Here is an 11,957-nt window from a genome sequence, read left to right as displayed (position 1 = left end):
GTTTTGCGTCCTTTTTTGTTTTTGGGTGAGGGGTGAGAACGCCGAAGGCCAGCAGCTGCCGCGGAAACACGAGACAGCAGGGGGCCGCAAACCCGCCGCGCCAGCGGCCAAATAACAAAGGACTTTCATGTATCGGACCCGTGGCAAGGTAGTCGGCGTTGCGGTGGCGATCGCCGCATCCGGGTTGCTCGCCGCTTGCGGTGACAACGATTCGACGGCGTCGAGCACGCCGACGCTGACCCCCTCCACGTCGGCGGCCACGTCGGCGCCCGGATCCGCTTCCGCCGCGCCCGCGCCGGAGGGCGAGAGCGCTCCGCCCGCACAGCCGAGTGCGGAGGACGCCCCGGCGCCCGCGCCGCAGGAACGTCCGGCGCCGGTGCCCGCCGAGGACATTCCGCCCGCCGAGACCGGCGATCTCGGTGACAAGGAGAAGACCTTCCTCGCCGAGTTGAACAAGCAGGGCGTCAACCCGTCCAACCCGCAGGACGCGATCACCATCGGCAACTACATCTGTGGCGCGGTCGCGGCGGGTAAGCCCGATGCCGAGATCGCCATCTACGCCAATGCGATGGCGGGCGCCGACCCGGCGTTCGATCCGGCCAAGATGCCGGTCGAGCAGGCCGGGAAGATCTACATCGACGTCGCGAAGCAGACGTACTGTCAGTGAGCGCGCGTCGCGGTTCGAGATCTCGCCGGTCCAGGCCGGTGGGCTGCCTGGTGCTGCTCGCACTGGCGGTGCTGGTAGTCATCGTGGTGGTGCTGGCCTGGTATCTGCTCGCCGGGCGGTTGCGGGAACCGGAGCCGGGGCCCAAGCCGCCCGATGAGCGGCCCACCAGCCAGCCGGCGAGCTGCCCCGATGTGCAGATGATCGCGGTGCCGGGTACCTGGGAGTCGGCAAGTAACGATGATCCGCACAATCCGACCGCGAATCCGGCCTCGCTGATGTTGAACGTCACCGGGCCGTTGCGTGAACAGTTCCCGGTCGAGCGGCTCGATATCTACACCGTGCCGTACGTCGCGCAGTTCTCGAACCCGATCGCGTTCCCGCCGGACGGCCAGCAGTCCTATAACAACAGCCGTTCCGAAGGCACCCGCAAGATGGTGGACACGCTCACCGCTCGGCATGCCGAATGCCCGCTGACCTCGTACGTGTTCGCCGGTTTCTCCCAGGGCGCGGTGATCGCCGGTGATATCGCGGCTCAGGTGGGCGCGGGTAACGGCCCGATTCCCGAGGATCTGCTGCTCGGTGTCACGCTGATCGCGGACGGCCGCCGCACCGGTGAGACCGGGCCGGGCAATGCGATCCCGATCGGCCCCGTCCCGCCGGGGGTGGGCGCCGAGGTCGCGCTGGCCGGTCTCAACGTTCCCGGCATCAGCATGACCGGGCCGCGGCCGGGTGGGTTCGGATCGGTGGCCGATCGCACGTACACGATCTGCGCGCCGACCGACCTGATCTGCGACGCTCCGCGGGACGCGCTGCGTCCGACCAACATCGTCGGCAGCCTCACCACCCTGATCGGTGCGGTGGGCAATCCGGTGCACGCGCTCTACAACGGTTTTGTGGTCGATCCCAATGGCACCACCGCCACCCAGTGGACGGCCAACTGGGCAAGTGGCCTGATCGAGGCGGCTCCGCGGCCCCCGCATTCGTGAGGTCGGCAGAACTTCGGACGCCGCGGTCCGACCCCGTCGTCACGCTGTAAAGTGCGCTGATGATCGCGAGCCCGCCCCGTGCCAGGCGGCGGGTGCGCGCAGGCAATTTCCGATAGCCAGGAGCATGAGTTCATGACTGAAGCCGCCGCACCGGCTGGTGAGTTGAGCGCGCTGGGTTCGCCACTGCGTCCGTTCCGCTTCGCGGCTGCGGGTGAGGGAAACAAGCAAGAGGGCGGTGCCCGGAAGTTCATTCAGACCGCACAGCAGGCCGAGGAGTACGGCTTCGACACTTTCGTCGTTCCCGACCACCTCGGTGACCAGATCGGCCCGATCGCCGCGCTCGGCGCGCTGACCCAGGCCACCGAGCGGATCCGGCTCGGCACTTCGGTGCTGGCGAACGGTTTCCGCAACCCGGTGGTGCTGGCCAAGGACCTGGCCACCATCGACGTGCTGTCCAAGGGCAGGCTCGAGGTGGGGCTCGGCGCGGGCTGGAAGCAGGACGAGTTCCTCGCCGCCGGGCTCGAATACGATTCGCCCGGCATCCGCCTGGCCAAGCTGGATGAGGCGCTGACCATCCTCGACGTGCTGCTGCGCGGGCAGGAATGCACCTTCCAGGGCAAGTACTACCAGGTCAACGGCATCAAGGGCACCCCGCGTCCGCGGCAGGGCCCGCGTCCGCCGCTGTGCACCGGCGGCGGTGGCCCGAAGATGCTGCGCCTGGCCGCCAAGCACGCCGACATCATCTCCGTCGTTCCGGTCACCACCAAGAACGGCAAGGGTCTGCTCTCCGGTATCACCTTGGAGAAGACCATCGAGAAGGTGAACCTGATCAAGGAAGCCGCCGGTGAGCGCTTCGATCAGATCGAGCTGAACTGGGCGATCACCGCGATCGTCATCACCGACGACCGGGAGAAGACCGCGGAGATGGCGCTGTCGGCGATCGACCGCGGTCTGCACCCCGATCTCGAGGTCGACGTGAAGCTCACGGTCGAGGAGATCTTGAACTCGCCTTACGTGGCCATCGGTTCGTTCGAGGAAATCGCCGAACAGATCCGCCGGGTGCGGCAACTCACAGGGATGTCGTACGTGGGCGTGTTCCCCACCCAGATGGACGCGTTCGCCCCCGTGATTCCCTTGCTGCGGGACGAGTGAGTGGCTCTTCTCTGTAACATGTCTCTGGTTTGAGAACATCTAGCCGATAGGCGGTCACCGCGCAGACCGCAACAAAAATCTGCAGGGCCGGCTCGGTTGATACCCGGGCTCCCGCGGGCGAAAGCGAGTCGGGGCCTCACAGGTAACAGCGGCGAATGTCGTCGTCTGGCTGCGTGTGCCTCGGAGGAGAAGGAATGGACGAGACTTTCGACGATTACCTGGACGAAAACGGGAACATCACAATTCCCGAAGATCGCACCCTGGTCGATCACGTCGAGAAGCACACACGCAATGACGCGAACACGCTCGCGTACCGCTACATCGATTACTCGCGCGAGCGAGACGGTGAGGTGCACGAGCTGACGTGGCAGCAATTCGGGGTGCGCCTGCGCGCGGTGGCCGCCCGACTGCAGCAGGTGACCAACCCGGGCGACCGGGTCGCGATCCTCGCACCGCAGGGCCTGGACTATGTGATCTCCTTCTTCGCCGCCATCTACGCGGGCAACATCTCGGTGCCGCTGTTCGATCCCGACGAGCCCGGTCACACCGACCGGTTGCACGCGGTGCTCGGTGACTGCGAACCGTCGGCCATCCTCACCGCGAGCTCCTCCGCGGCCGGGGTGCGTCAGTTCTTCCGCTCGCTGCCCGCCGCTCAGCGCCCGCGCATCATCGCCGTCGACGCCATTCCCGACAGTGTCGGGGAGAGCTGGGTCCGCCCGGACATCGCCGTCGACGACATCGCCTACCTGCAGTACACCTCGGGCTCGACCCGGGTACCGGCCGGTGTGGAGATCACCCACCGCGCCGTCGGCACCAACCTGCTGCAGATGGTCGACGCGATCAACCTGGACTGGAATTCCCGCGGCGTCACCTGGCTGCCGCTGTTCCACGACATGGGCCTGCTGACGGTGATCCTGCCCGCGGTCGGCGGCAAATACATCACCATCATGTCGCCGAGCGCGTTCGTGCGCCGCCCGTACCGCTGGATCAAGGAACTGGCCGCGGTCTCCGACGGCGCAGGCACCTTCGCCGCCGCCCCGAACTTCGCGTTCGAGCACGCCGCGGCGCGTGGGCTGCCCAAGCAGGGTGAGTCGCTCGATCTGTCCAATGTCATCGGCCTGATCAACGGCAGTGAGCCGGTCACCACCTCGTCGATGAAGAAGTTCAACGAGGCGTTCGCTCCGTACGGTCTGCCCAAGACCGCGATCAAGCCCTGCTATGGCATGGCCGAGGCGACGCTGTTCGTCTCCGCGACCAAGTCCGAGGACGAGGCCAAGGTCACCTACGTCGACCGCGACGAGCTCAATGCCGGCCGCATGGTCAAGGTGGATCCGAGCGCCGAGAACGCCATCGCCCAGGTGTCGTGCGGTTATGTGGCGCGCTCGCAGTGGGCGGTCATCGTGGATCCGGAGACCGTGGAATCCGACGGCGGCGGCCATGAGCTGCCCGACGGCCGGGTCGGCGAGATCTGGTTGCACGGCAACAACATGGGCATCGGCTACTGGGGCCGCCCGGACGAGACCGCGGCGACCTTCCAGAACAAGCTCACCGAACGTCAGGAGTCGGGCAGCCACGCCGAAGGCGCACCGGCCGACGGCAACTGGATGCGCACCGGCGATTACGGCGTCTACTTCGACGGCGAGCTCTACATCACCGGCCGCGTCAAGGACCTGGTGATCGTCGACGGGCGTAACCACTACCCGCAGGATCTCGAGTACTCCGCGCAGGAGGCGAGCAAGGCGCTGCGCCCCGGCTTCATCGCCGCGTTCTCGGTGCCGGCCAACCAGTTGCCCGCCGAGGTATTCGAGCAGGGCAGCCATTCCGGGCTGAAGTTCGACGCCGACGACGCCTCCGAACAGCTCGTCATCGTCGCCGAGCGTGGTCCGGGCGCGGGCAAGGCCGATCCACAGCCGATCGCCGACGCGGTGCGCGCGGCCATCTCGCAGCGTCACGGCGTCACCGTGCGCGATGTGCTGCTGGTACCGGCCGGTTCCATTCCGCGCACGTCGAGCGGCAAGATCGCCCGCCGAGCCTGCAAGGCCGAGTACATCGGCGGCACCTTGCGGGGCGGCTACACCCAGCAAGCCTTCCCGGACGCCCCGGAGGAGTGAGTTTCCCGGCCCGTCGCGGTGCATGCCGCGGCGGGCCGACTGCCCTGCCCGCTGTTCGGTCCACGCGCTGAAACAGCGGGCGGGGCGTCGACCGATATGGCTGTTCGAGAGACTTCGTGTTCGACCGACCGATGCCCGTGGCTGGGCGTCGCTAAGAGATGGGCGACGGTGCCCATTCGCCGCCGCGCCCAGCGCGCTTACAGGTAGCTTGAGGATTGATGGCTGAGAACGAGGGCATGGCTCCCGAGACGACCGACAACCACCACGTCGATCCCGGCGCGGAGGCCGATTCGGCTGCCACCGCCGCAGCTCCGGCCAATCCGGACATCTCCGTCGCCGAGCTGCGGGAATGGCTGCGCACGTGGGTCGCCGACGCGACCGGCCAGCCGCTCGAGCAGATCACCGTCGACCGCCCGATGGAGGAATTCGGGCTGGCCTCGCGCGATGCGATGGCCCTCGGCGGCGATATCGAGGAACTCACCGGTGTGGTGCTGAACGCGACGGTGGTCTACCAGCATCCGACCATCGCCTCGCTGGCCGACGTCATCGTCAACGGTGAGCCGGAGCTGCCGGCGGACGAGTCCGACGAGCTGTCCTACACCGCCGGATACGCCCCCGGCGAGGCACACGACATCGCCATCGTCGGCTTGTCGACGCGGCTGCCGGGTGCGGGGGATACCCCGGAGTCCACCTGGGAGTTCCTGATGAACCGCGGCGACGCGATCCGGGACCTGCCCGAGGGCCGCTGGTCGGAGTTCCTCAGCGAACCCTCGGTGGCCAAGGCCGTCGCCGAGGGTAAGACCAGGGGCGGCTACCTGGATCAGGATGTCGTCAAGGGCTTCGACGCCGAGTTCTTCGCCATGTCGCCGGTCGAGGTCGAGCGGGTCGACCCGCAGCAGCGGTTGATGATGGAGCTCACCTGGGAGGCGCTCGAGCACGCCAGGATTCCGGCGAGCGATCTCAAGGGCGCGCCGGTCGGTATGTTCATCGGCTCCTCCACCAGCGATTTCCAGATGATCGCCGCGCTCGGGCTGGCCGACCCGGATCCGACGCTGCCCGCCTCCGCCGAGGCGTACGCGATCATGGGCAGCTCCAACGGCATCATCGCCAACCGCGTCTCCTACTTCTACGATTTCCGCGGCCCCTCGGTCACCGTGGACACCGCGTGCTCGTCCACGCTGGTGGCGCTGCATCAGGCGGTGCGCGCGCTGCGTGACGGCGACGCCGATCTGGCGCTGGCCGGCGGCGTGAACATGCTGCTGATGCCGATGACGACGCTCGGCTTCGCGCCCGGCACCTCCGAGGACGGCCGGATCAAGGCCTTCGCCGCCGACGCGGACGGCATGGTGCGTTCCGAAGGCGCCGGCCTGGTGGTGCTCAAGCGGCTCGTCGACGCCGAACGCGACGGCGACCACATCTACGCGGTGGTCAAGGGCACGGCGATCAACAGCGACGGCCGCTCCAACGGCCTGCTCGCGCCGAACCCGGACGCCCAGGCCGACGTGCTGCGCCGCGCCTACCGCGACGCGGGCATCGATCCGAGCACCGTCGACTACATCGAGGCGCACGGCACCGGCACCCCGATCGGCGACCCCATCGAGGCCGAGGCGCTCGCCAGGGTGGTCGGCCGCGGCCGCGACGCCGATAAACCCGCGCTGCTCGGTTCGGTGAAGACCAACTTCGGTCACCTCGAATCCGGTGCGGGCGTGCCGAGCTTGGCGAAGGTCGTCATGGCGTTCCAGCACAATGTGCTGCCGCCCAATATCAACTACTCCGCCCCGAGCCCGTACATCCCGTTCGAGCAGGCCCGGTTGAAGGTGGTGGACGAGCCGACCGAGTTCCCGCGCTACAGCGGTATCGCGACCGCAGGCATCTCCGGCTTCGGGTTCGGCGGCACCAACGCGCACGTGGTCTTGCAGGAATACGTGCCCGCGCAGGCAGCGGCCCAGGTCGCCGACGGCGCCGACACCGATGCCGAGACCACCGATGTGGTGGCCGAGGCCGAGAGCATCGTCGCCGAGTCGGAGGCGGCTGCGGAAACCGTTGCGGCGGAGCCGGAATGGTCCGCCGATCGAGCCGAACCGCTGCCGGTGATCCTCCCGGTGTCGGGCTACCTGCCCTCGCGCCGCAAGCGCGCCGCCGCCGAATTGGCCGACTGGCTGGAAGGCCCGGGCAAGGACGTTCCGCTGGCGGATGTCGCCCGGTCGCTGGCCAAGCGCAGCCACTGGCGTTCGCGCGGTGTGGTGCTGGCCAAGAACCACGAGGAGGCCGTCGCCGGTCTGCGCGCCATCGCGGCGGGCAAGCCGGGCACCGGTGTGTTCACCGCCGACGCCCCCGCGATCAAGGGCCCGATGTGGGTGTTCGCTGGTTTCGGCGCCCAGCACCGGAAGATGGGTAAGCAGCTCTACCAGGAGAATTCGATCTTCCGCCGCACCGTCGACGAGGTCGACGAGCTGGTGCAGGACGAGGCAGGCTACTCCATTCGCGAGATGATTCTCGACGACGCGCAGGACTACAACGTCGGCACCTCGCAGGTCGGCATCTTCACCATTCAGCTCGGCCTGGCCGCGCTGCTGCGCGCGCACGGCGCCGAACCCGCCGCCGTCGTCGGCCACTCCATGGGTGAGGTCGCTGGCGCCTACATCTCGGGCGGTCTGGCGCTGGAGGACGCGGTGCGGGTGATCTGCGCCCGCTCGCGCCTGATGGGCGAGGGCGAGCAGATGATCAGCGATGACGATGTGCGCAATATGGCGCTGGTCGAGCTGAGCGCCGACGACGTCGCCGAGCTGCTCACCGAGTTCCCCGACGTCGAGGTGGCCGTCTACGCGGCGCCGACCAATACAGTCATCGGTGGTCCGCAGGCGCAGGTCGCGCAGATCGTGGCGCGGGTGGAGGAGTCCGGCAAGTTCGCCCGGGTGCTGCAGACCCGCGGCGCCGGCCACACCTCGCAGATGGACCCGCTGTTGGGCGAGCTGGCCGCCGAGCTGGCCGGTATCGAGCCGACCAAGATGAAGGTCGGCCTGTACTCGACCGTCGACAAGGAGCAGTTCTACGCTCCCGGCAACGACCCGATCCACAACGAGGACTACTGGGTCAAGAACATGCGCCACAGCGTGTACTTCACCAACGCGGTGAAGCTCGCGGTGGATTCGGGTATCACCACCTTCCTGGAGCTGGCACCGAACTCGGTCGCGTTGATGCAGGTGCTCGGCACCACCTTCGCGGCCGGACTGCACGACGCGCAGCTGATTCCGACGCTCAAGCGCAAGGAAGACGAATCGGCAGGCGTGATCTCGGCGCTGGCGCAGCTGTATGTGCACGGCCACGCCGTCGACCTGCCGTCGCTGCTGCCCGCCGGTGACTACGCCGACATCCCGCGCACGGCGTTCGTGCGCAAGGAGTACTGGCCCAAGGCCACCATGTCCACCGGCGGTAGCGGCCGGGCGCCCGGTTCGCATGTCGCGCTGCCCGACGGCAGGCATGTGTGGGAGGTGCAGGCCGCGGCCGTCACCGATCTGGCCACCTTGGTGCAGGCCTCGGCCGCGCAGGTGCTCAGCGAGGTCTCGCTCGGCGCGACCATCGCGCACAGCGCACCGCCGGCTTCCGGCACGCTGACCACCACGCTGACCCCGCATCCCGGTGGGGCGTCGGTGCAGGTGCACGCGCGTGAGGGCGCCGGGTTCCGGTTGCTGTTCGACGCCGTCGTCACCTCGGGCGCCGCACTGCCCGAACCCGTTGCGGCCGCACCGGTTACGGCCGCGCCGGTCGAGGCCGCCGCGAGCACCGACCTCGAGGTCACCGAATCCTTCGGCGACCGTTGGGATCCCAACGGTTCGCAGACCGTCGAGGAGCGGCTGGCACTGATCGTCGCCGAGTCGATGGGGTACGCGGTCGAGGATCTGCCGATGGAGATCCCGCTGATGGAACTCGGCCTCGACTCGTTGATGGCCATGCGGATCAAGAACCGCGTCGAATACGAATTCGATATCCCGCAGCTGCAGATCCAGGCCGTGCGCGATGCCAGCCTGCACGAGGTCGGCAAGGTGCTGCGCTACGCCATCGAACACCGCGACGAGGTGCAGGCCATCGCCGAGCGCCAGGCCGCGGGCGAGGACGTCAGCGTGGACGAGGGCTTCGTCGCCGCCGCGCGCGCCGCGCTGGAGGCGGGCGAGGATCCGGCCGCGGTGGTGCAGGCCGCCGCCGGTGCGTCGGCGAAGACCGACGCCGAGGACACCACGGTCGAGGCCGAGGCGGAAAAGATTGTCGCCGAGGCGGAGTCGGCGCCGAAGCCCGAGGCTGCGCCTGCCGCGAAGGCAGAGGCCGCGCCCGCCGCGAAGACCGAGGCCGCGCCCGCCGCCCTCTTCGGCGGTAAGCCCGAGACCGAGGACGACGTCCCCCCGCGTGACGCCGCCGAACGCCTGACCTTCGCCACCTGGGCGGTCGTCACCGGCAAGTCGGCCAAGGGCATCTTCAACACCTTGCCGATCCTCGACGAGGACACCGCCGAGAAGCTGACCGCGCGGCTGACCGAGCGGGTCGGCGCCGAGATCACCGTCGACGATGTGCTCGATTCCGAGACCATCGAAGATCTCGCCGACGTGGTGCGCAGGTTGCAGGACAGCGGCGCCGACGTGGACGGTTTCATCCGCCCGCTGCGCCCGCGCGCCGAGGGCTCGAATGCCGTGCCGGTGTTCGTCTTCCATCCCTCCGGCGGCAACACGCTGGTGTACGAGCCGCTGTTGAAGAAGCTGCCCGAGACCACCCCGATGTACGGCCTCGAGCGCGTCGACGGCGATATCGACGAACGCGCCCGCCAGTACGTGCCCGAACTGCGCAAGATCCAGGGCGACGGACCGTACGTGCTCTACGGCTGGTCGCTCGGTGCCGTGCTGGCCATGGCGGTGGCGCAGATCCTGCGCGCCGAGGGCGCCGATGTGCGCATCGTCGGCCTGATCGATCTGGCCATTCCCGCCGAGGGCGAGGACAACAGCCCCGAAGAGCGGGTGCGGCGGATGGAGCGCTACCAGGCGTTCGCGCAGAAGACCTACGGCGTGCAAGGCGAACTGGATCGCGATCAGCTGCTCGAACTGGCCAACGCATCCGACGAAGAGCAGTTCAAGATGGTGTCGGATCTGATCAAGATGACCGGCGCGAAGATCCCCGGCGGCGTGCTCGAACACCAGCGCACCTCGTGGATCGAAAACCGTGCGCTGCAAAAGGTCCGCCCGACCCGCTATGACGGTGATGTGGTGCTCTACCTCGCCGACCGCTACCACGACGGCATGCTCGAGCTGGAGCCGCGCTACGCCGACCGGCTGCCCAACGGTGGCTGGGACGAGTACGTGCCCAACCTCGAGGTCATCCACATCCCCGGCGACCATCTGCAGATCATCGACGAGCCGCGCATCGGCAAGATCGGCGCGGACCTGTCCGCGAAGCTCGCGGAAATCGAGGCGAAAGGGGCCAAGTGAGCACTACTGCCGAGAAACTCGCGGACCTGCGTAAACGCCTCGAGCTGGCGCAGGAACCGGCGGGTGAAGCGGGGGTGGCCAAGCGGGCGAAGAAGGGAATTCCCAGCGCCCGCGACCGGATCAATATGCTGCTCGATCCTGGCACCTTCGTGGAAGTCGGTGCGCTGGTGCGCAAGCCGGGCGATCCGGAGGCCCTCTACGGCGACGGCGTGGTCACCGGGCACGGCCTGGTCGACGGACGCCCGGTCGCGGTGTTCTCCCACGATCAGACCGTCTACGGCGGATCGGTCGGTGAGATGTTCGGCCGCAAGGTGGCCGCGATCATGGAGTACGCCGAGAAGGTCGGCTGCCCGGTCGTCGGTATCAACGACTCCGGCGGCGCGCGCGTCCAGGAGGCGGTCACTTCGCTGGCGTGGTACGCCGAACTCGGCCGCCGTCAGGAGCCGCTGTCGGGTCTGGTGCCGCAGGTTTCCATGATTCTCGGCAAATGTGCCGGTGGTGCGGTGTATGCCCCGATCAACACCGATGTGGTGGTGGCGACCCAAGAGGCGTACATGTTCGTCACCGGCCCCAAGGTGATCCGCGAGGTCACCGGCGAGGACGTCAGCCTCGAGGAGCTCGGCGGCGCCAACAGCCAGGCCCAGTACGGCAATATCCACCACGTCGCCGAGGACGAGAAGGCGGCGTTCCAGTGGGTGCGCGATTACCTCGGGTATCTGCCCACCTCATGCCAGGAGCAGCCGCCGATCGTCAACCCTGGTCTGGAACCGGAGATCACCGACACCGACCTGGAACTGAACGGCATCGTGCCCGATTCCGACAACGCCGGTTACGACATGCACGAGATCCTGCTGCGGATCTTCGACGACGGCGAATTCCACGAAATCGGCGCGACGGCCGGACGCAATCTGATCACCGGCTTCGCCCGGGTCGACGGACGCAGCGTCGGGGTGGTGGCCAACCAGCCCATGGTCTACGCGGGCGCGCTGGATGCGCGGGCCTCGGACAAGGCCGCCCATTTCGTGCGCATGTGCGACGCGTTCGAGATCCCGCTGGTGTTCGTGGTGGACACTCCTGGCTTCCTGCCGGGTGTGGAACAGGAGAAGATCGGCGTCATCAAACGCGGCGGCCGGTTCCTGTTCTCCTTCGTCGAGGCGACCGTCCCGAAGGTGACGGTGGTGATCCGCAAGTCCTACGGCGGCGGCTACGCGGTGATGGGTTCCAAGCAGCTCGGCGCCGACGTCAACCTGGCGTGGCCGACCGCGCGCATCGCGGTGATGGGCGCCGAAAGCGCCGTCAGCCTGATCGGTGGCAAACAGATCGCGGCCGCGCCGGAAGATCAGCGCCCGGCGATCCGGCAGCAGATGATCGACTTCTACAACGCCACCGTCGCTACGCCGTGGGTAGCGGCCGAACGCGGCTACATCGACGCCGTCATCGAGCCGTCGGCCACCCGGCTGGAACTGCGCAAGGCGTTGCAGCTGCTGCGCGACAAGACCATCCTGCGCAGCCCGCGCAAACATCACCTGCTGCCGCTGTAGAAGTGGGCATAGCGGCGTAGCCAGCAGAC

Annotated in this window: 6 protein-coding genes; all 6 read left to right on the top strand. The window is 68.0% G+C overall.

What is annotated here, in order from left to right:
• The first annotated feature begins 127 nt into the window (after positions 1 to 127).
• Positions 128 to 667 carry a DUF732 domain-containing protein gene (locus AC4HOU_RS07165; RefSeq protein WP_194991617.1) on the top strand — a complete coding sequence of 180 codons (540 nt, stop codon included), beginning with the start codon at positions 128 to 130 and terminating at the stop codon, positions 665 to 667.
• Complete coding sequence (locus AC4HOU_RS07160; protein ID WP_416383076.1) at positions 664 to 1,653, top strand: cutinase family protein; 990 nt, start codon at positions 664 to 666, stop codon at positions 1,651 to 1,653. Before AC4HOU_RS07165 ends, AC4HOU_RS07160 begins: the two co-directional genes overlap by 4 nt.
• A gap of 132 nt (positions 1,654 to 1,785) precedes the next feature.
• The gene (locus tag AC4HOU_RS07155; protein WP_163845587.1) at positions 1,786 to 2,805 is read left to right on the top strand and encodes an LLM class F420-dependent oxidoreductase; all 1,020 of its coding nucleotides are present in this window, start codon (positions 1,786 to 1,788) and stop codon (positions 2,803 to 2,805) included.
• Between the two features lie 194 nt (positions 2,806 to 2,999).
• Positions 3,000 to 4,916 carry a long-chain-fatty-acid--AMP ligase FadD32 gene (fadD32, locus tag AC4HOU_RS07150; RefSeq protein ID WP_163813546.1) on the top strand — a complete coding sequence of 639 codons (1,917 nt, stop codon included), beginning with the start codon at positions 3,000 to 3,002 and terminating at the stop codon, positions 4,914 to 4,916.
• A 218-nt stretch (positions 4,917 to 5,134) separates the two neighbouring features.
• Positions 5,135 to 10,387, top strand: coding sequence for a polyketide synthase Pks13 (pks13, locus tag AC4HOU_RS07145; RefSeq protein ID WP_490724292.1), 5,253 nt, complete (start codon positions 5,135 to 5,137; stop codon positions 10,385 to 10,387).
• Positions 10,384 to 11,928, top strand: a complete 1,545-nt coding sequence (locus tag AC4HOU_RS07140) for an acyl-CoA carboxylase subunit beta (RefSeq protein ID WP_163813545.1) — start codon at positions 10,384 to 10,386, stop codon at positions 11,926 to 11,928. Before pks13 ends, AC4HOU_RS07140 begins: the two co-directional genes overlap by 4 nt.
• Positions 11,929 to 11,957: the final 29 nt, after the last annotated feature.

Source organism: Nocardia sp. JCM 38205 (genome assembly GCF_058222935.1).
This window is presented reverse-complemented; position numbering and strand designations above follow the sequence as displayed.

What these genes read in the sequence shown, in the direction of transcription:
- AC4HOU_RS07165 (WP_194991617.1), top strand. Translation starts at nt 128, where the DNA reads ATGTATCGGACCCGTGGCAAGGTAGTCGGCGTTGCGGTGGCGATCGCC.
- AC4HOU_RS07155 (WP_163845587.1), top strand. Translation starts at nt 1,786, where the DNA reads ATGACTGAAGCCGCCGCACCGGCTGGTGAGTTGAGCGCGCTGGGTTCG.
- fadD32 (WP_163813546.1), top strand. Translation starts at nt 3,000, where the DNA reads ATGGACGAGACTTTCGACGATTACCTGGACGAAAACGGGAACATCACA.
- pks13 (WP_490724292.1), top strand. Translation starts at nt 5,135, where the DNA reads ATGGCTGAGAACGAGGGCATGGCTCCCGAGACGACCGACAACCACCAC.